Here is a 20,351-nt window from a genome sequence, read left to right on the forward strand (position 1 = left end):
AGGGCGGGGTCGAGCACGACGTCGTCGCCCTGGACCGTGGGGGCCTCGGGGAAGTGGCAGGCCGTGAGGTGGCCCTCCCGGTTGCCGTTCAGCCGCACCAGCGGGGGCTCCTCGGTGGCGCACCTGTCCTGGGCCTTCCAGCAGCGGGTGCGGAACCGGCAGCCCGACGGCGGGTCGATGGGGGAGGGCACGTCGCCGGCGAGGCGGATGCGCTCCCGCTGCTCGCCGTCGAGGTCGGGCTCGGGTACGGCGGACAGCAGGGCGTGCGTGTACGGATGCCGCGGCCGTTCGTAGATCGACTCCCGGTCGCCGATCTCCACGATCTTGCCGAGGTACATCACCGCGACGCGCTGGGAGAAGTGGCGGACGACGGCGAGGTCGTGCGCGATGAACAGGAACGCGATGCCGAGATCGCGCTGCAGCTCCTGCAGCAGGTTCACGACCTGCGCCTGGATGGACACGTCGAGCGCCGACACCGGCTCGTCCGCGATGATCAGCCTGGGGTTGAGCGCCAGCGCCCGGGCGATGCCGATGCGCTGCCGCTGTCCGCCGGAGAACTCGTGCGGGAAGCGGTTGTAGTGCTCGGGGTTGAGACCGACGATCTCCAGGAGCTCCTGCACCCGCTTGCGCCGCCCGCCCGGCGGCTCGATGCCGTTGATCTCCATCGGGCCGTTGATGATCGTGCCGACGGTGTGGCGGGGGTTGAGCGAGCTGTAGGGGTCCTGGAAGATCATCTGGATCTCGGGCCTGATCGGCTTGAGCCTGCGCCGGGAGTCGTGGGAGATGTCGCGTCCCCGATAGAGGATCTTGCCCGACGTCGGCTCCAGCAGGCGGGCGGCCAGCCGTCCGGTCGTGGACTTGCCGCAGCCCGACTCGCCGACGAGGCCGACGGACTCGCCGGTCCCGACCGTGAGGTCGATCCCGTCCACCGCGTGGACGCTGCCGACCTGATGCTTGATCAGCACGCCGCCCCGGACGGGGAAGTGCTTGACCAGCCCCTGCAGCTCCAGCAGCGTCTCGCTCATGCGTGATCCTCGATCTGGGCGGTGCGGATCTCCGTCTTCTGACGGAGGCTGAGATAACAGGCGTCGCCGTGGCCGGTGGCGGGGGAGATCTCCGGCCGCTGGGTGCGGCAGAGCTCGGGCCCGGCCAGCTCCGGATAGTCGCAGCGGGGGTGGAAGGGACAGCCGGGCGGCGGGCTGAGCAGGCTCGGGGGCGTGCCGCGCACCGGCTTCAGCGGCGCGTCGACCGAGGAGGTCAGGCGGGGCATCGACGAGAGCAGCCCCCAGGTGTAGGGGTGGCGGGGCTCGGTGAGCACCTCGCGCACGGTCCCCCGCTCGACGGCCCGGCCGGCGTACATGACCAGGATGTCGTCGGCCGTGTTGGCGACCACCCCGAGGTCGTGGGTGATCAGGATGACCGCGGTGCCGGTCTGCTGCTGCAGTTCCTTGAGCAGGTCGAGGATCTGCGCCTGCACGGTCACGTCGAGGGCGGTCGTCGGCTCGTCCGCGATCACCAGGTCCGGGTCGCAGACCAGCGCCATCGCGATCATCGCGCGCTGCCGCATGCCGCCGGAGAACTCGTGCGGGTAGTGGTCGACGCGGGTGGCCGGCTGGGGGATCCCGACCCGGCTCAGCATCTCGATGGCCCGCTCGCGCGCCTCCTTCTTGCTCGCGCCGCGGTGCTTGCGGTAGACCTCGCCGATCTGCCGGCCGATCGTGTGGAACGGCGACAGCGCGGTCAGCGGGTCCTGGAAGATCATCGAGATGCGGTTGCCGCGGAGCCTCTCCATCGTGGCCCTGTCGGCGCCGGTCAGCTCCCGGTCCTCCAGCCAGATCTCCCCGCCGATCTTCGTGTGGTCGGGGTCGTGGAGTCCGAGGATCGCGAGGTTCGTGACCGACTTGCCCGACCCGGACTCTCCGACGATGCCGAGCGTGGTGCCCTTCCTCAGGTCGAAGGAGAGGCCGTCGACCGCGTGGACGATGCCGTCCTCGGTGCTGAACTCGACGCTGAGATCGCGCACGGACAGGAACGGCCCCGGGGGCGAGGTGGTCACTTGCTGCTCCAGGTTGCTCATTTGCTCGGCTCGACTCGGCTCAGCTCAGCCGTACCCGCGGGTCGATGACCGCGTAGAGCACGTCTACCACGATGTTCAGGATGACGATGGCCGTCGCGCCCACGATGGTCACGCCGAGCAGCATCGGCAGGTCGGTGTTCTGCACGGCGCGTACGGCGAGCTCGCCGATGCCGTGCAGCGTGAACGTCTGCTCGGTGATGATCGCTCCGCCCAGCAGCGCGGCGAGGTCGACGCCGAAGATCGTGACGATCGGGATCATCGCCCCGCGCCAGGCGAAGCGGAAGAACACCGTCCGGCCCGACATGCCCTTGGCCCGTGCCGTACGGACATAGTCCTCGGTGAGCTGCTCGACCATCTGCGACCGGGTCATGCGGGTGTAGTTGGCGGTGAAGATGATCGACAGCACCACCCACGGGAGCAGCAGGTGGGTGAACCAGCCCACCGGGTCCTCCGAGACGGGGACGTAGGACGGGCGCGGGATCAGCTCGAGCGTGTCCACGAGGTAGAACGCCAGCAGCGGCCCGATGAAGTAGATCTGCAGCGAGGCCCCGATCACCGACGACGAGCTGGCGATCTTGTCGAGCGGCCGCCCGACCTTCCAGGCCGCGAGCATGCCGGTGAGGATGCCGAAGGACAGGATGACCAGCGAGGCCCCGAGCGTGAGGGACAGGGTCACCGGGAAGCGGTCCAGGATGGCGCTGAACACCGGCTCCTGGGTGGCGAAGGAGTAGCCGAGGCAGGGTGCCGGACACGCGCCGAACTGGACGAACTCGCGGCCCATGAAGATGCCGGCCAGCCAGTGCCAGTACTGCACGAACAGCGGCTCGTCCATCCCCAGGTTGTGCCGGATGAGATCCAGCGTCTCCGGACGGCAGATCTTGCCGCAGAAGGCCCGGGCGGGATCGCGGGGGATGGCGTAGAAGAGATAGAACGTGACGGCACTGATGATCATCAGGATCACGAGTGCGCCGAGGATTCGGCGTACCAGAAAGCCGGCCATGGTGTCGTACCTGCTCCAGCGGGCGGATTTTCCGGGGTCGCCGCCCCCGCCGGGACGGAGGCGGCGACCGGATGACGGTTACTTGACCCAGATGTCCAGGGGGGACTGCTCGCCCCAGAGCGGGTCGAACTTGACGCCGCCGAGGCCGGAGCCGTACAGACCGAAGTAGGTCTGGTAGAACTCGGGGATGATCGCGGCCTGGTCCATGATCTTACGGTCGAGCGCGGCCCACGCCTTGCCGGCCTCGACCGGGTCGGTGATCGCGTTGGCCTTGTCGATGCCCTCGTTGATCTCCGGCACGTCGAGGTGGCTGTAGTTCGTGGCGCCGTCGGCGATCTGACGGCCGTCGAACTGCGGCTGGATCGCGGTCGAGCCGGTCGGCCAGTCGGCGGCCCAGCCACCCCAGTAGACGTCGTACTTGTTGTCGACCAGACCGATGGCGTCGTAGTAGGTCGCTGGGTTGAGCGGCTTGGCCACGACCTTGAAGCCGGCCTTGGTCAGCGCCTCCTTGATGGCGACGGTGATCTTCTCCTGGGTCGGCGTCTGGTTGTAGGCGTAGACGATGGTCGGGTTGGGGTCGCCCGACTGCGCGAGGAGCTGCTTGGCCGCCTCGGGGTCGCCCTCCGGCTTCTGCAGCTTGCCGTACAGGTCGAAGGCCTCATAGCCCATCACGGTCGGGCTCATGACGGTCGTGGCGATCTTGCCCGCCGTGACCTCGCCGCCCGCGAGCTGCTGGATCTGCTTGTTCGGCCAGGCCGTGATGAGCGCCTTGCGGACGTTGACGTCGGTGACCCGCTTGGTGTTGATGTTGTAGAAGGTGGTGAACGGGGTCAGGCCCTGCAGGGAGCGCTGCATCGCCTCGGCGTTGCCCAGCACCTCCTGCACCCGCTCCGGCGCGACCGGGTTGTGGAACGTGAACGCCTGCTTGTCCTTGCCGTTGTCGGCCAGGAAGCGCTCGGTCGTCTGCTGCGACTGGTAGCCGAACTCCATGTGCCACTTGTCCGGGTAGGCATGCCGGATCGGGTCGGTGTTCTTGTCCCAGTGCGGGTTGCGCTCAAGGTCGAGCGACTTGTCCGTGACGTGGCTCACGATCTTGTACGGCCCGGAGGAGAACGGGTGCCTGTCGTACTTCTGCTTGGTGTCGTGGGCCTTCGGCACCGCGCCGTAGCCCGTCATCGCCAGCGTGAAGTTGAAGTCGGGGTGGGCGCCGTTGAGGTGGAAGACCACCGTCTTGTCGTCGGGGGTCTCGATCGTGTCGAGTTCCTTGCCGTCGTAGGGGCCCTCGTACTGGTCGCGGAACGGCTTGTCCGCCTCCGGCACCAGCCACTGCTGGGCGTAGGTCGGGCCCTCGGTGATGAAGTCGGCGAACAGGCGCTCGAAGCTGTACTTGATGTCGGCCGAGGTGATGGGGGAGCCGTCCTCCCACTTCAGGCCGTCCTTGAGGGTGAACGTCCAGGTCTTGCCGCTGTCGGTGGTGCTGCCGGTGTCGGTGGCCAGGTCGCCCACCAGCGTGAGGGTGCCGTCGGCGTTGCGCTTGTAGTTCGTGAGCTGACGGGTGAACAGCTCCGACACCGAGGAGTTGTAGTTCAGGTAGACGCGGCCCGGGTCCAGGTGGCTGAAGTCGTCGCGGTCGAGCATGGTGACCGTGCCGCCCGTCTTGGCCTCGGCGATCTCGGGGGCGGGGCCCTTGGAGTCCTCGGCGGTGCCGACCGTGATCGCGCTGACGGCCTTGTTCTCCAGCGGCTTCTGCGAAGAGGTGCCCGCGGCGGTCTCGGGTGCGCCGCCGCCTCCGCCCTTGGCGCAGCCGGCCAGGGCCAGCGCGCCTGCCGCGAGCACGGCGGTCATCGAGGCGATTCGCCTGCTGTGCGATCTCATGTGGTCCTTCCTATGGGGATGGGCGCTGCCGGAGTCAGCGCTTGGTCTTGGGGTCGAAAGCGTCGCGGATGGAGTCTCCGAACAGGTTGAACGCGATGACGAAGATCACCATGGAGACGCCGGGGAAGATCAGGTACGTCACGTCGGAGTGGTAGACGTTGACGCCCACCTGGAACATGCGGCCCCAGTCGGGGGTGGGCTCGGTCATGCCCACACCGAGGAAGCCCAGGCCGGCCTCGGCGCCGACGAACAGCGGGAGCAGCAGCGTGCCCTGGATGATGATCGGCGTCCACAGGTTGGGCAGCAGCTCCTTGAAGATGATCCGGGCCGGCGAGGCGCCGGTCACCCGGGCCGCCTCCACGAACTCCCTCGTGCGCAGCGACAGGACCTGCGAGCGGAGCAGACGGGCGAGTGCGGCCCAGCCGAGGACGGTCAGCACGACGCAGATCGAGACGAACCTGAGCCAGACCGGGGTCTCCTCCTCCGGCAGCACGATGGCGGCCTCGACGACCGGCAGGAAGACGATGAGGAAGAGTTGCTGCGGGAAGGCCAGCAGCGTGTCGATGACCCGGCCGATCACGTAGTCGGTCTTGCCGCCGATGTATCCGGCCGTGATGCCCAGCACCACGCCGAGGACCACCGTGACCAGCGTGACGACCACGGCGATGCTCAGCGAGGTGCGGATGCCGTACACGAGTTGCATGAAGACGTCCCGGCCCAGGCCCGGCTCCAGGCCGAACCAGAATTCGCCGCTCATGCCGCCGTTGGGGGCGATCGGATATCCGAACTCGTTCAGCAGGCCCGGCCGATTCTGCCCGTAGGTGGTGTAGGGGTCCTTGCCGTAGAGCTTCGAGATGACCGGCGCGAGCAGGGCGATCAGAAAGAATGCCAGCACGACCAGGGCCGAGACGACACCGGTCCGGTCGCGCCGGAACCGCCGCCACATCAGGCGGCCGGGCGAGCGGCCGACGATGGCCGGAGCGGACCCTGCCGGATCGGCGGAACCGGCGGTGTCCTCGGTGGTTTCTGCGGCCGCCGGAGAAGGGGCCGAAGAGGGGAACGTCATGGTGCGGTGCTCCCGGGTGGGCCGTCAGCGATCGGATGGGATCTGACTGTAGGGGAACTTTCGCAACTCGATTTCCGGGAGTCAATTGGAAGTCGGGAACATTCCGTCTTTTGTCTGCATTGCTCCCTAAATTAAATCAGCTCGTGCCCTGAAACCCGTTGACCGGCGGAGATGTGTCGTCGAGAATGAGATTTGACTCTATGTATCCATGTCACGAGTTCGTGACATAATTCGGATGAGACAGAGATATCGCATTAGTTGAACGATCAATTGATTGATCGGGCGCCGCCCACCGGCCGGGCGGAGGAGAAAGACCGCCGGCGCGGGCGCCGCATAAGACGGCGACGGCCCCCGGCATGGAACGAGGCCGGGGGCCGAGGGCCGGATGACGTCATTTGACGTCAGGTGACGGCCGTGTTCACCTCGGCGAAGTGGCACGCGACCGGGTGGCCGTTGCCACGGTCGACCAGTTCGGGCTCTTCCTCGGCGCAGATCTCCCGCGCTTTCCAGCAGCGGGTGCGGAATCGGCAGCCCGAGGGCGGGTCGATGGGAGAGGGCACGTCGCCGGTGAGGATGATCCGCTCCCTGCTCCGTTCCGCCGCCGGGTCGGCCGTGGGGGCGGCCGAGAGCAACGCCTGGGTGTAGGGATGCGCGGGCCGGTCATAGAGATCGTCGCGCGGTCCGGTCTCCACGACCTTGCCCAGGTACATCACCGCGACCCGGTCGGAGATGTGCCGCACCACCGACAGATCGTGCGCGATGAACACGTAGGCCAGGCCCAGGGCATCCTGCAGGTCCTCCAGCAGGTTGACCACACCGGCCTGCACCGACACGTCCAGGGCCGACACCGGCTCGTCGAGGATCAGCAGTTTGGGCTGCAGCGCCAACGCCCTGGCGATGCCGACGCGCTGGCGCTGGCCGCCGGAGAACTCGTGCGGGTACCGGTTGCCGTGCTCGGGGCTCAGCCCGACCATGCGCAGCAGCTCGGCGACCTTCTCGCGCCCCGTGGACTTCCACAGGCCGTGGACCCTGAGCGGCTCGGCGATGATGTCGTTCACCGGCATCGTCGGGTTGAGCGACGCGTAGGGGTCCTGGAAGACGATCTGCATGTCACGCCGAACGGCCTGCATCTGTTTGGCCGTCAGCGTGGTCAGCTCCTTGCCGGCGAAGCGGACCGAGCCGGACGTGGGACGGTGGAGCTGCAGCACGGCCCGGCCCGTGGTCGACTTGCCGCAGCCGGACTCGCCGACGACCCCGAGCGTCTCGCCCTTGTCGACATGCAGCGACACCCCGCTGACCGCCTGGATCCGCCCGACGGTCCTGCGCACGATGCCGCCCTTGATGGGGAAGTTCACCACGAGGTCGCTGACCTCGAGCAGTGGCCCATTCTCGGTCAGCACATTCTCGGTCATGAGGCCTCGCCGTTCGTCTTGAACAGTGCTGTCGGGTCGGAGTGCGCGGCCAGCCGGCGCCAGTGATGGCAGGCCGCGTAGTGCCCGCCGATGTCCGTCTCCTCCAGCACCGGCTCGGCCGTCCGGCAGCGCTCGTCGGCGAGCGGGCAGCGCGGGGAGAACGGGCAGCCGGGCGGCAGATTGATCAGTGAGGGCGGTGATCCCTTGATCGGTCGCAGCCGGCCGCCGGACGACCCCGTCGTGGGGATCGAGCCGAGCAGGCCCGCGGTGTACGGCATGCGGGGCGAGGCGAACGTGCGGTCGACGTCGCCGATCTCCACCGGCTTGCCGGCGTACATCACCAGGACGCGGTGGGCCATGCCCGCGATGACGCCGAGGTCGTGCGTGATCAGCACGATCGCGGCGTCCACCGCGTCCTTGACCTCCAGGAGCTTCTCCAGGATCTGGGCCTGGACGGTCACGTCCAGCGCGGTGGTCGGCTCGTCCGCGATGATCACGTCCGGATTGTTGATGACCGCCATGGCGATCATCGCGCGCTGCCGCATGCCGCCGGAGAACTCGTGCGGATAGGCGCGCAGCCGGGCTCCGGCCTGCGGGATGCCGACCAGGTCGAGCATCTCCCTGGCCCGGGCCAGCGCATCCTTCCGGGGGACCAGCTCATGGGCGAGCACCGCCTCGGCGAGCTGGTCGCCGATGGTGTGCACCGGGTTGAGCGCGGTCATCGGATCTTGGAAGATCATGGCGATCCTGCGCCCACGCAGACCGCGGCGCCTGCGCTCCGTCATCTTCAGCATGTCGTCGCCGCGGTAGTGGATGCTGCCGGTGATCCTCGCGCTCTTGGGCAGCAGGCCCATGACCGCCATCGAGGAGACCGACTTGCCGGACCCGGACTCGCCGACGATGCCGAGCACCTCGCGCTCGTGCACGGTGTAGGACACGCCGCGTACGGCCCGCACGAGACCGTCGTCGGTGGGGAAGGAGACCTGCAGGTTCTCCACCTTCAGGATCTCGGCCTCGCCCGGGCGCTTGGAGTCCGACAGGCGCCTGGCGATGTGCGCGCCCTGGGTGTTGGTCGTCGTCATCAGTCACGCACCCGGTTCTGTCGAGGGTCGAAGGCGTCGCGCAGGCCGTCGCCGATGAAGTTGACCGACAGCGCGATCACGACGATGAAGATGCCGGGCCACCAGAACAGCCACGGCCGGGTCACCATCGCGCTGCGGTAGGTCTCGATGAGCAGGCCGAGCGACGTGTCCGGGGGCTTGACGCCGAATCCCAGGAACGACAGCGCCGTCTCCAGCAGGATGCCGGAGGAGATCGCCAGCGTCGCGCTCACGATGATCACACCGAGCGTGTTGGGCAGGATGTGCTTGAAGATGATCCGGGTGGCGGGGGTGCCCACGGCCCGGGCGGCCTCCACGAACTCCTTCTCCCGCAGCGACAGGAACTGGCCTCGTACGAGCCGGCCGACGCTGGTCCAGGTGATCAGGCCGAGCATCAGGGCCAGGAAGTACGGCCCCAGGTTGCCGGCCATCTGGCCGACCACGGCCCCGATGACCAGGACCGGGATCGTGATCATCACGTCGGTGAACCGCATCAGCACCGCCTCGGCCCGGCCGCGGAAGTAGCCGGCCAGGGCGCCGATCACGGTGCCCACGATGGTGGAGATCAGGCCGATGGCCAGCGCCACGATGATCGAGATCTGCGTGCCGCGCATGGTGAGCGCGAAGTAGTCCTTGCCCAGGTTGTCCTGGCCGAACGGGTGCTCGCCGAGGTGGACGCCGGTGCCGCCGAGGAACTCGGGGAGCAGGCTGAGCGTGGGACGGCCCCGGTCCACGAGGGTGCCGGTGCCCGTCCACGACTTGTCCCACCAGCCGGGGATCGGGCCGAAGCCGATCGAGGAGAAGGCCAGGACGAAGACGAAGGTGAACAGGACCAGGCCGAACAGCGCCCCCTTGTGCCGGAAGAACCTGCGGATGACGAGCTGGCGCTGGGTGCGGGCGGTGACGGTCATGCCCTGCGTCTCGACGTCGGGCTGGAGCTGCTCCGTGTTGAGTGTCATCTGTGTCTCCGCTCCGTCAGGACAGCCGGATGCGTGGGTCGAGGAACGCGTAGGCGATGTCGGCGAGCATGTTCCAGAGCACGATGGCGGCGCCCGAGACCAGGAAGAACCCCATGACCGGCATCGGGTCCACCTCTCGGAGCGCCTTGGTGAACATCGATCCCAGGCCGCGCCAGCCGAAGACGTGCTCGGTGACGACGGCGCCGCTGAAGACCGCGGCGAAGTCGAGCGCGAGGATCGTGGTGATCGGGATCAGCCCGTTGCGGAACGCGTGCTTGACGACCACCGTCCGCTCCGGCAGGCCCTTGGCCCGAGCCGTACGGACGTAGTCCTGGTTCATCACCTCGAGCATGCTCGCCCTGCTGTAGCGCGAGTGACCGGCCAGGCCGATCAGAATGAGCGCCAGCGTGGGCAGCAGCAGGTGCATCGAGGTGTCCAGCGAGATGTGCCAGAAGTCACCGGTGTAGTCGGGGGTCTGCGACCCGATCGTGGCCACCGGCCGGCCCCGCACCGAGGCGGCGTAGCTGCCCCAGGCCTGCAGGAGCCGGTCGAAGAAGATCAGCCCGCCGGTGAGCAGCCCGCTGCCGATGGCCAGCGGGACGGCCTGCCGGCTCAGCAGCCCGCCGATCTGGTGTCCCAGCGCCCAGCAGACCACGACGGTGACGGCCGCGAAGCCGAGGATGGACAGCAGGTTCGCGTCGTCCAGCATCGGCTGCAGCGGGTAGTAGAGCAGCGCGCCCACCCCCGCGGCGGCCAGCGCCGCGTACATCGGCTGGAGGTGCTCCAGGCCGGAGATCAACGCCGCCATTCCGGCAGCGGCCGCCAGCGAGACCACGAGGACGAACGGGAAGCCGAGGCCGGGGTCGGCGAACCAGCGGCTCGCGGAGAGGGCGAAGAGGATCACGGCGGTGACGGCGAAGCCGATGCCGAAGGCGGCCAGCTTGCCGCGCCGATCCCCGTGGTAGATCGAGCCCCAGACCAGTCCGGCGAGCACGGCCAGTGCCGCGATGACCCAGGCCGGGATCGTGGGGTCGCGCAGCCAGTCGTTGAACTCGATCGCCAGGTACTGCTTGAGCATCGTCGCCACCCAGAAAACCGGTAGCGAGAAGCAGACGAAAGCTGTGAAAGTAATGCCGTGGTCGAAACTGCTGTACTGACGCAGCGCCGAGATGACGCCGATGGTGACGCCGATGAACGCGCCGAGCAGCGTCGCGACGACCACGAGCTGGAGGGTGGCCGCGGTGGCCTGGCCGAGTTGGGCGGAGACCGAGCTGCCCGCCTTGTCGACGCCGAGGTCTCCATGGAGGATGAGGTCGCCGAGCCAGCCGAGATAGCGGACCGGGATCGGCACGTCGAGCCGCATCGCCTCGATGCGGGCCGCCATCTGCGCCTTGGCCTGCGGAGTCGACTGCTCGCGCAGGTCTTGGAGCGGGTCCCCGGACAGGGCGACCAGGACGAACATGATGAATGTCGCGGCGAGCAGGACGATGGCCGATATGAGCAGCCGCCGCGTGATGAACACAAGCAAGGGTCCCCGACCTCCTGCAGATGACGGGCCGGGCCCACCGGGCCGCCTGGTCAAGGCGTGAGCCGCCGGCGGGCCGGTGGTTCGTGAGGGTGGCGACGCCCGGCCCGCGGACCGGCGCGGCGTCGGCCGGCGCGGGCGCGGGCGTGGGCATCACGCGGGGCCGGGTTCATGGTCGCCCGGCCCCGCGCGTGGTCAGATGGTCACCTGACGCTTGTCACTGCATGGCCCACTGGTGCATGTTCCACGTGACGGAGGCCTGGGACGGGTTGGGCACCACGTTCTGCACCTTGTCGCTCCACGCGGTCAGCTGCGGCTGGGAGTAGAGCGGGATGGTGGCCAGGTCATCCCAGAGGATCTTCTCGACCTGCTTGGTGAGATCGAGGATCTTGGCCGAGTCGGTCTCGCCGAGGAGCTGGTCCAGCAGCTTGTCGACCTCCTTGTTGGAGTAGCAGCCGTTGTTGTTGCCCTTGGCCGAGGGGGTGCACTTGCTCGGCGTCTTGTAGGTGGAGGGCCAGCCGCTGACCAGGGACGATCCGGACCAGCCGAACAGCGCGACGTCGAAGTTGCCGGTGGCGAGGTCGCCGCCGTCGTTGAAGAACTTCTCGTTGCCGGTGTCCTCGATCTCGAACCCGGCCTGGTCGCACGAGGCCTTGATCAGCTCGACGACCTGGGTGCGGCGGGGGTTGGGCTGGTTGTAGCCGATCCGGACCTTCACCTTGGACTTGCCGGCCTCGGCGAGCAGCTTCTTGGCGCCCTCGATGTCGACGGTCTTGTACTTGTCGGCGCCGCTGAAGGCGACCGCCTCGGCGTAACCCGGCTGGAACGGCGCGAGGTTGCGCACGTCCATGGTGGTGGCGTTGGGCTGCTGCGGCTTGATCAGGTTGTCCACGATCTGCTGGCGGGGCACGCAGAGCGCGAAGGCCTGGCGCAGCTTGAAGTCGTCCTTGAACGGGCCCTTGTCGAAGTTGAAGTCCAGGTGGTCGTAGAGGAACTGCTCCCCCGTCTTGACCTGGATCCCGTCCAGGCCCTGGAGCTGGGCCAGGACGTCCGGGTTGGCCTGCGGCTCGATGATGTTGGTCTCACCGTTCTGCAGCGCCTGGACCTGCTCGTCCTGCGGGATGAACCGGATGACGACCTTGTCGGCCTTGGCCGGCTCCCCCCAGTATTTGTCGTTCCGTACCAGAGTCACCGACTGGCCCGGCGCGAAGGAGTCGATGACGTACTGACCGCTGGACGGCAGCAGCTTCTTGTCGGGCAGCGCGCCGTTGAACAGCCAGCCCTTGCTGTAGAACTCGGCGGCCTTCTTCAACTTGGCCTGGTCGCCGGCCTTGACGGCGTCGACGAACTCCTCGACCGTGAGCCCACCCTGCTCCGCGACGATGTGCGCCGGCATGGTGATCATTTCGAGGGCTTCCCAGTCGGCGAACGGGCTCTTGTACTTGAGCGTGATCTCCTTGTCGCCGACCTTGCAGTCGGGCATCTCGGCCCGGCCCCACTGATCGGTGTTGATGTAGGAGAAGTCGGGGAACTTGCCCGAGCCCGTCGCGTAGGTCAGCATCACGTCGACACAGCCGATGTCGGCGCCGTCGGACCAGACCGCCTTGGGGTTGAAGGTGTACTTCACCGTCAGCGGGTCGTCGGAGACCTTCTCGTAGGTCGCCATCTCTTCGTTGCGGCCTACCCCGCCTTCGGGACTGTAGTACCAGACGTCCTGAAGGACCCGGTTGACGACGATGTGGTTCTTCGAGGAGTACTCCTCCGGCGTGAAGCCGTTGTAGGAACTGATCTCCTGCTCGAAGGCGTGGGTGACCGTCTGGTCGCCGGCTGCCGGTGCCTCGGCCGCCGGGCTGGTCGAGTTGGCGGCCGGCTTCTCGGTGCCGCCGCAGGCCGTGAGCAGGATCGCTGCTCCCGTGGCGACCGCGAGGAACCTTACGCCCCTGTGTGCGAATGACACGGACTCACTCCTGGGGGGTCGATCTGTAAGAGCTTTGCGGTCAACTAAGCATCACTTGGCGCGGAGGTTAAGAGGGCGGACCTGAAAGTTGCTGGTCCGATGCGGGGAACATTCCGATTTGTGATCGCTTGGGATGAATTGCGGTTGTGTGTCACAACCCTGTGACGCAACCAGCACCGAATCCTGACAAGACCGATGCGAGACCGCCGCGGAGGCGGCAGTGCAATCCCTCCATAACGGTCACCGTGGCGGGCATGGCACACTGGTTGACGACAGAGCGAGCGTGCTCCGGGGTCGGTGTAATTCCGAACCGGCGGTGACACCCCGTGCGGGTGGCAGTCCGCGACCCGGCCGAAGCCATCGGCCGGTGGACCTGGTGAGATTCCAGGACCGACGGTGAAAGTCCGGATGGGAGGAAGCGCGCGAGCGGGCGACCGTGCCGAGGAGGCGCAGTCGTCCGTCGACGTGATGCGAAGCCGCATCCTCCCCGGAGCCCGCCGTGACGACGCGTCCGGCGCAGGCGGGAGGCAAGAGCGGTGGTCTCTCCTTCACCCATGCCGGGCTTCCCCCGAAGGAGAGTTCAGATGTTCACCGGAATCGTCGAGGAGCTCGGCGAGGTCGTCGCCGTCGAGCTCGGGGGCGGCGGGGGCGAAGGCCCCGGATCGAGAACAGATGGGGGCGGCGATTCGGCGCTGCTCACCGTACGCGGTGAGATCGTCACCACGGACGCCCGCCACGGCGACTCGATCGCCGTCAACGGGGTGTGTCTCACGGTGACCTCCGTCGACGGGGCCGTGTTCACCGCCGATGTGATGAAGGAGACGCTCGACCGCTCCTGCCTCGGCGCGCTGCGGCCCGGTTCCCGGGTCAACCTGGAGCGTGCCGTACGGGCCGACCAGCGCCTGGGCGGGCACATCGTGCAGGGTCACGTGGACGGCACGGGCGTGATCCTGTCCCGCGAGCCCGGCGCCAACTGGGAGACCGTACGGATCTCACTGCCCGCCGATCTCGCCCGCTACATGGTGGAGAAGGGGTCGGTCGCGGTGGACGGCGTCAGCCTGACCGTGGTCGAGGCGGCGGCCGACCGGTTCTCGGTCGGCCTCATCCCCACCACGCTCGGGCTCACCACCCTCGGCGGCAAGCAGCCGGGCGACCCGGTGAACATCGAGGTCGACGTCATCGCCAAGTATGTCGAGAAGCTGACCGCCGGGACACGGGCATGACCGGCGCCGGCTGGTACGAGGTCGGCTTCGACGTGCTGGGGCAGCGCGTGCTGTGGACCGACCTGGTGGGGAACGCCTGCGCGCTGGGGACGGTCTGGCTCGCCATCAGGAAGACGATCTGGACCTGGCCCGTGCAGCTCCTCGGCGCCGTGCTGCTGTTCGTCGCGTCGATCAGCGCGCACATCACGGGCAACGCGCTCAAGCAGGCGCTGTTCGGCGTGCTCGCCGTTTACGGATGGTTCAGGTGGTCGCGCGGCACCCGCGACGGCGCCGCGCTGCCGATCCGGTCGGCGACCGGCCGCGAGCGCACGGTGCTGCTGGCGGTGCTGATCGCCGGGACCGTCGCGGTCGCGCTGCTGTTCACGCTGCTCAACTCCAGGGGGTGGAACGTCTCCTGGGCCCCCTGGCCGGACGCCTACATCTTCGTGGGCAGCGCCGTGGCGACCTGGGCGCAGGGCAGGGCGCTGGTCGACTTCTGGCTGGTCTGGGTGGCCGTCGACGTCGTCGGCGTGCCGCTGGCCTTCCATTCCGGGCTGGTGGTCTCCGGCCTGGTCTACGGCGTGTTCTTCGTGATGGTTCTGATCGGGTTCCGTGACTGGCTGCGCCAGTCGCGCGCCGTGGCGGCGGATACGGAGGCGGTGGCGGCGTGACCGAAGACAAGATCAAGCTGGATCCGATCGAGCGGGCGATCGCCGACATCCGCGACGGCAGGCCCGTCGTGGTCGTCGACGACGAGAACCGCGAGAACGAGGGCGACCTCATCTTCGCCGCGGCCAAGGCGACGCCGGAACTGCTCGCCTTCATGATCCGGCACACCAGCGGCGTGATCTGTGTCGCGATGGAGGGCGCCGAGCTCGACAGGCTCGGCCTGCCGCTCATGGTGCGCGACAACCGCGAGCGCCTCCGTACGGCGTACACGATCAGCGTGGACGCCCGTGACGGGGTGACCACCGGCATCTCGGCGGCCGACCGGGCCAGGACGATCCGTACGCTGTGCGACTCGGCGACCGAGCCGTACGAGCTGGTGCGGCCGGGCCACATCTTCCCGCTGCGCTACCGGGAGGGCGGCGTTCTCGTGCGGCGGGGCCACACCGAGGCGGCCGTCGACCTCGCCAGGCTGGCCGGGCTGTCGGCCGGCGGCGCCCTCGCCGAGATCGTCAACGACGACGGCACGATGGCCCGCCTGCCGAGGCTGCGCGAGTTCGCCGACGAGCACGACCTCGCGCTCGTCTCGATCGAGCAACTCGTCGAGCACCGGCGGCGCTCCGAGCGGATGGTCACCCGGGTCGCCGAGACCCGGATCCCCAACCACTACGGCATGTGGCGCGCGTACGGCTTCGCGAGCGCGCTCGACGGCGGCGAGCACATGGCCCTGGTGTACGGCGATCTCGCCGACGGCGAGAACATCCTGGTGCGGGCGCACTCCGAGTGCCTCACCGGCGACGTGCTCGGCTCGCTGCGCTGCGACTGCGGCGTGCAGCTCGACAACGCGATGCGCCTGATCGCCGAAGAGGGCCGGGGAGTGATCGTCTACCTGCGCGGCCACGAGGGCCGCGGCATCGGGCTGCTGGCCAAGCTCAGGGCGTACGGCCTGCAGGACAACGGCAGCGACACCGTCGACGCCAACATCGAGCTGGGGCTGCCGGTGGACGCGCGGGAGTTCTCCAACGCCGGGCAGATGCTGGCCGACCTCGGGGTGAAGTCGGTGCGGCTGCTGACCAACAATCCGGCCAAGGTGCGCGGCATGGACGGCTACGGCATCAAGGTCCTCGGCCGCGAGCCCATGCCGGTCGCCATGAACCCGTACAACGAGACCTATCTGGCGGCCAAGCGCGAACGGCTCGGCCACCACATTCCCGAAGGAGGCGTCGGATGAGCGGAACCGGGCGTCCGGAGGCCGCGGCCGTGGACGCCGGCGGTCTGACCGTCGGCATCGTCGCGGCCCGCTGGCACGAGGAGATCACCGACAGGCTGACGGCGAGAGCGGAGCGGGCGGCCAGGGACAGCGGTGCGGTCGCGGTCACCGTGCGGGTGGCGGGCTCGCTGGAGATCCCCGTCGTGGCCCAGGCCATGGCCCGGCGCTACGACGCGGTGGTCGCGCTCGGCGCGGTGATCCGCGGGGAGACCGCGCACTTCGACTACGTGTGCGACTCCGTCACCGCCGGTCTCACCAGGGTGGCGCTGGACGAGTCGACCCCCGTAGGGAACGGGGTGCTCACATGTGACACCCTTGATCAGGCGGTCGAGCGGTCCGGCGGGCCCGGCAGCAAAGAGGACAAGGGCTACGAGGCCACTGTCGCGGCCCTGGAGACGGCCCTCGTCCTGCGCAGCCTGACTGTATGAGTGCCGTCTGAGGGAAGGTCGCGTCAATTGGTCACGTCGAAGCCGGGGAGCGGTGCCCGCGCGGCGGGCGGTGGGGCGGTCCGCGGGGTGGGCCGCCGTGGGTGAGCACGTCCCCCCGCAGCTGCCGGTGACCTGGCGTCCCCGGCGCGCCACGATAATCGCGTACGGCATGGCGGTCGTGATGGTCGTCGGCGCGGTCGTCCTGGCGATCATCATGCCGCCGGGCATGTTCAAGCTCGCCGACCGGATCGGCCTGGTGGTGTTCGGCATCCTGGTGGCCGGCCTGCTGCACCTGCTGGGCCGGCTCCGGGTCGAGGCCGACGAACGCGGCATCACGATCGTGAACGCGCTGCGGGTGCACCGCTACGAGTGGCCCGAGGTCCTGGACATCACGATGGAGGAGGGCGATCCCTGGCCGAGGATCGACCTCGCCAACGGGCTCACGGTCGGCGCCATGGGCATCCAGAGCACCGAGCGGACCCGTTCGCGCAAGGCGGTCGCCGAGCTGAGCGCCCTCATCCGCGACCGTGGCGAGGCCCCCGACCACGCCTGAGCGCCCTCATCCGCGACCGCGGCCGGCTGGGCGCCGGCGAAACCCGCCGCGGGCACTTCGGGGGCTCTCCGGTGGAATTCTCTGGCGGATTCGGCCGATGCCCCGCGATCGGCGGCGACGTAGCCTGTGCCTGTGCTGCGGCGGACAATCAAGGCATCTGACATCGAGTCGCCGGCGATGCTGGCGGAGCTCCTCGACGGGCACGACTACCTGGCGGATGAAGGGCTGTCGACCGCGGCGTTCCTGGCGCTGCGGATGGGCCGCCCGCTCTTCCTCGAGGGCGAGGCCGGCGTCGGCAAGACCGAGCTGGCCAAGACCCTGGCGGCGATCCTGGACGCGCCGCTGATCAGGTTGCAGTGCTATGAGGGGATCGACGCGGCCCAGGCGCTCTACGACTGGGACTTCGCGCGCCAGCTCCTGCACCTGAAGGCGGCGGAGGTCACCGGGGCGACCGACGCCGGAGCCCTGGAGGGCGAGATCTACGACCGGCGGTTCCTGGTCGCCCGGCCGCTGCTGCGGGCCCTGGAGACCCAGCCCAGTGTGCTGCTCGTGGACGAGATCGACCGGGCCGACGACGAGTTCGAGGCCTTTCTGCTGGAGGTCCTGTCCGACTTCACGATCTCGATCCCCGAGCTCGGCACGATCCGCGCGCAGACCCCGCCGGTCGTCGTCGTGACCTCCAACCGGACGCGTGAGGTCCACGACGCGCTCAAGCGGCGCTGTCTCTACCACTGGCTGGAGCACCCCGGCTTCGACCGCGAGGTGGCGATCCTGCTGCGGAGGCAGCCCGGCTGCACCGAGCGGCTGGCCGCCGAGGTCGCCGAGGCGGCGGCCCGGATGCGCGGGGCCGACCTGGTCAAGCCGCCGGGGGTCGCGGAGACGCTCGACTGGACCGCCGCCCTGCTCACGCTGGGCGCCACCCGCCTCGACCCCGGCCTGGCCGCCGCCTCCCTCGGCGCGCTGCTGAAGTATCGGGAGGATCAGGAGGCCGTACGGGCCGAATGGGACGGACGCCATGCCTGACATGGGGCCGCCCGTGCCTGACGCGGGGTCGGTGGCCGGGGTGGCGGCGGGGTTCGCCCGCACGCTGCGCGCCGCCGGGGTGGCGGCCGATCACCACCGGGAGCAGAGCTTCCTGCGAGCGCTCGCCCACCTGGACGTCACCAGTGAGCGGGACGTCTACTGGGCGGGCCGCGTCACGCTGTGCGCCGGCCCCGACGACCTGCCCAGGTACGACCGCTGCTTCGCCGCCTTCTTCGGCGGGCGGCGGCCGCCTCCGGCCAGGGCGGCCATGACCGTGACCGTCACCCGCACCGTCGCCCTGCCGTACGACCCGCGCGAGCCGGAGGGCGCGGGCGAGCAGAGCGCGCTGCCCGCGACGGCGAGCGAGGTCGAGGTGCTGCGCAACCGCGACGTGGCGCACCTGACCGAGGCGGAGCGGCGTGAGATCCACCGCCTGCTCGCGCTGCTGCGCGACGAGCGGGAGCGCCGCTCCTCCCGGCGGTTCCGGCCCTCGCACCGGGGCGACCTGGACGGCCGCCGCACGGTCAGGGAGGCGGTCAGGCGCGGCGGCGATGTGGCGCGGCTGCGTCTGCGCGCGCACCGGGACCGGCCGCGCCGGGTGGTCGTGGTCGTGGACGTCAGCGGGTCGATGGCCCCCTACGCCGACACGCTGCTGCGCTTCGCCCACGCGCTGGTGCGCACCGAGCCGGGGGCGACCGAGGTGTTCAGCGCGGGCACCAGGCTCACCAGGATCACCGCCGAGCTGCGGCACCGCGATCCGGATGTGGCGATGGGCGCGTGCTCGGCCGTGATCCCCGACTGGAGCGGCGGGACCCGGCTGGGGGAGGAGCTGAAGGCGCTGCTGCGGCTGCCCCACCCGCGCGGCGCCACCGTCGTGATCGCCTCCGACGGCTGGGAGCGGGGCTCGGCCGACCTGCTCGGCGCCCAGATGGCCCGCCTGTCCCGCATCGCCCATCGGGTGATCTGGGTCAACCCGCACAAGGGCGACCCGGCCTACCGGCCGCTCACGGCCGGGATGCGCGCGGCGTTGCCGTACGTCACCGACTTCGTGGCCGGGCACAGCCTGGCCGCGTACGAGAACCTGGCCGCGCTTCTGGCGGGCCGAAGCGGACGGACGGAACGGGAGGTGGCGGCCGATGCGTGACGTGCTGCCCCAGATCCTCGAATGGTGGGAGTCGGGGGAGCGGTTCGGGCTGGCCACGGTGGTCGGCACGTTCCGCAGCGCGCCGCGCCCGCCGGGCGCGGCCATGGCGGTGCTCGGCACCGAGGTGGTCGGCAGCGTGTCCGGCGGCTGCGTCGAAGGCGCGGTGTACGAGCTGGCGCGTGAGGTCGTGGCCGGCGGGGCGGCGGTGCTGCAGCGGTACGGCGTGAGCGACGACGACGCCTTCGCCGTCGGGTTGACCTGCGGGGGCATCATCGACGTGTTCGTCGAACCCGTCGGCAAGGAGACGTTTCCCGAACTGGGGGAGGTGGCCGAGTCGATCGAGGCGCGGCGTCCGGTCGCCGTGGCCACGATCGTGGCCGGGCCGGGCCCGGTCGGGGCACGGCGCGTGGTGTGGCCGGATCACGCCTCCGGGTCGCTCGGCTCGGCGCGGCTGGACGAGGCCGTGGACGACGACGTGCGCGGCATGCTGGCCCAGGGGTCGACCGGGATGCGGCGCTACGGCCCGCAGGGCGAGCGGCGGCTGGACGACCTGCAGGTGTTCGTCCACTCGTTCGCGCCGGCGCCGCGGATGCTCGTCTTCGGCGCGATCGATTTCGCCGCGGCGGTGGCCCGCGTCGGCAAGTTCCTCGGCTACCACGTCGTCGTGTGCGACGCCCGGCCGGTCTTCGCCACCGCCAAGCGCTTCCCCGAGGCGGACGAGGTGGTGGTCAGGTGGCCGCACGACTACCTGGCGGAGACCGTGGTGGACGGGCGTACGGTCATCTGCGTGCTCACCCACGATCCCAAGTTCGACGTCCCGCTGCTGGAGGTGGCCCTGCGGACGCCGGCGGCGTACATCGGGGCGATGGGCTCGCGGCGGACCCACGACGACCGGCTGGCCCGGCTGCGCGAGGCGGGCCTGTCGGAGGCCGAGCTGGCGCGGCTGCGCTCGCCGATAGGGCTCGACCTGGGGGCCCGTACGCCGGAGGAGACCGCCGTCTCGATCGCGGCCGAGCTGATCAAGCTCCGCTGGGGCGGCTCGGGCGGCTCACTCAGCGAGACGACCGGCCGGATACACGGCGACGGGTGAGGGC

The 20,351-nt window shown here is 69.4% G+C and carries 18 protein-coding genes and 1 riboswitch; of the genes, 8 read left to right on the top strand and 10 right to left on the bottom strand.

Annotated features, from left to right (window positions below):
- The 10 genes from AP234_RS29380 to AP234_RS29425 all read right to left on the bottom strand — a co-directional run.
- On the bottom strand, positions 1-1,025 hold a 1,025-nt coding region (locus tag AP234_RS29380), incomplete at its 3' end, for an ABC transporter ATP-binding protein (RefSeq protein WP_055483010.1).
- Positions 1,022-2,056 carry an ABC transporter ATP-binding protein gene (locus tag AP234_RS29385; protein WP_235558443.1) on the bottom strand — a complete coding sequence of 345 codons (1,035 nt, stop codon included), beginning with the start codon at positions 2,054-2,056 and terminating at the stop codon, positions 1,022-1,024. The genes AP234_RS29385 and AP234_RS29380, both read right to left, overlap by 4 nt.
- A gap of 40 nt (positions 2,057-2,096) precedes the next feature.
- Positions 2,097-3,077, bottom strand: a complete 981-nt coding sequence (locus AP234_RS29390) for an ABC transporter permease (protein WP_055483012.1) — start codon at positions 3,075-3,077, stop codon at positions 2,097-2,099.
- Positions 3,078-3,155: 78 nt separating this feature from the next.
- Entirely contained in the window at positions 3,156-4,952 is a 1,797-nt protein-coding gene (locus AP234_RS29395; protein ID WP_055483013.1) for an ABC transporter substrate-binding protein, read from the bottom strand.
- Between the two features lie 34 nt (positions 4,953-4,986).
- Positions 4,987-6,018, bottom strand: coding sequence for an ABC transporter permease (locus AP234_RS29400; RefSeq protein WP_083502549.1), 1,032 nt, complete (start codon positions 6,016-6,018; stop codon positions 4,987-4,989).
- A 401-nt stretch (positions 6,019-6,419) separates the two neighbouring features.
- Positions 6,420-7,430: an ABC transporter ATP-binding protein gene (locus tag AP234_RS29405; RefSeq protein WP_055483014.1), complete on the bottom strand. Its 1,011-nt coding sequence runs from the start codon at positions 7,428-7,430 to the stop codon at positions 6,420-6,422.
- Entirely contained in the window at positions 7,427-8,512 is a 1,086-nt protein-coding gene (locus tag AP234_RS29410) for an ABC transporter ATP-binding protein (protein ID WP_055483015.1), read from the bottom strand. The genes AP234_RS29405 and AP234_RS29410 overlap by 4 nt, the downstream gene beginning before the upstream one ends.
- On the bottom strand, positions 8,512-9,489 hold the full coding sequence (locus AP234_RS29415; RefSeq protein ID WP_055483016.1) for an ABC transporter permease: 978 nt from the start codon (positions 9,487-9,489) through the stop codon (positions 8,512-8,514). Before AP234_RS29415 ends, AP234_RS29410 begins: the two co-directional genes overlap by 1 nt.
- A 16-nt stretch (positions 9,490-9,505) precedes the next feature.
- The gene (locus tag AP234_RS29420; protein ID WP_235558453.1) at positions 9,506-11,011 is read right to left on the bottom strand and encodes an ABC transporter permease; all 1,506 of its coding nucleotides are present in this window, start codon (positions 11,009-11,011) and stop codon (positions 9,506-9,508) included.
- 220 nt (positions 11,012-11,231) lie between these two features.
- Complete coding sequence (locus AP234_RS29425) at positions 11,232-12,971, bottom strand: ABC transporter family substrate-binding protein (RefSeq protein ID WP_055483018.1); 1,740 nt, start codon at positions 12,969-12,971, stop codon at positions 11,232-11,234.
- Positions 12,972-13,250: 279 nt separating this feature from the next.
- Positions 13,251-13,397, top strand: a riboswitch (FMN riboswitch).
- 158 nt (positions 13,398-13,555) lie between these two features.
- Between AP234_RS29425 and AP234_RS29430 the strand changes: the two genes are divergently transcribed.
- From AP234_RS29430 to AP234_RS29465, 8 genes are all read left to right on the top strand, one after another.
- On the top strand, positions 13,556-14,194 hold the full coding sequence (locus AP234_RS29430; RefSeq protein ID WP_055483019.1) for a riboflavin synthase: 639 nt from the start codon (positions 13,556-13,558) through the stop codon (positions 14,192-14,194).
- Entirely contained in the window at positions 14,191-14,844 is a 654-nt protein-coding gene (locus AP234_RS29435) for a nicotinamide mononucleotide transporter family protein (protein WP_055483020.1), read from the top strand. The genes AP234_RS29430 and AP234_RS29435 overlap by 4 nt, the downstream gene beginning before the upstream one ends.
- Positions 14,841-16,070 (top strand): bifunctional 3,4-dihydroxy-2-butanone-4-phosphate synthase/GTP cyclohydrolase II, encoded by a 1,230-nt coding sequence (locus AP234_RS29440; protein WP_055483021.1) that lies wholly within the window; start codon positions 14,841-14,843, stop codon positions 16,068-16,070. Before AP234_RS29435 ends, AP234_RS29440 begins: the two co-directional genes overlap by 4 nt.
- The gene (gene ribH, locus AP234_RS29445) at positions 16,067-16,537 is read left to right on the top strand and encodes a 6,7-dimethyl-8-ribityllumazine synthase (RefSeq protein ID WP_055483022.1); all 471 of its coding nucleotides are present in this window, start codon (positions 16,067-16,069) and stop codon (positions 16,535-16,537) included. The genes AP234_RS29440 and ribH overlap by 4 nt, the downstream gene beginning before the upstream one ends.
- Positions 16,538-16,634: 97 nt before the next feature.
- On the top strand, positions 16,635-17,090 hold the full coding sequence (locus AP234_RS29450; RefSeq protein ID WP_055483071.1) for a PH domain-containing protein: 456 nt from the start codon (positions 16,635-16,637) through the stop codon (positions 17,088-17,090).
- 177 nt (positions 17,091-17,267) lie between these two features.
- The gene (locus AP234_RS29455; RefSeq protein WP_055483072.1) at positions 17,268-18,113 is read left to right on the top strand and encodes an AAA family ATPase; all 846 of its coding nucleotides are present in this window, start codon (positions 17,268-17,270) and stop codon (positions 18,111-18,113) included.
- 13 nt (positions 18,114-18,126) lie between these two features.
- Positions 18,127-19,257, top strand: a complete 1,131-nt coding sequence (locus tag AP234_RS29460; RefSeq protein WP_235558447.1) for a VWA domain-containing protein — start codon at positions 18,127-18,129, stop codon at positions 19,255-19,257.
- On the top strand, positions 19,250-20,347 hold the full coding sequence (locus AP234_RS29465) for an XdhC/CoxI family protein (RefSeq protein ID WP_055483024.1): 1,098 nt from the start codon (positions 19,250-19,252) through the stop codon (positions 20,345-20,347). The genes AP234_RS29460 and AP234_RS29465 overlap by 8 nt, the downstream gene beginning before the upstream one ends.
- Positions 20,348-20,351: the final 4 nt, after the last annotated feature.

Origin of the sequence: Sphaerimonospora mesophila (assembly GCF_001417795.1) — a bacterium.
Taxonomy (GTDB): domain Bacteria; phylum Actinomycetota; class Actinomycetes; order Streptosporangiales; family Streptosporangiaceae; genus Sphaerimonospora; species Sphaerimonospora mesophila.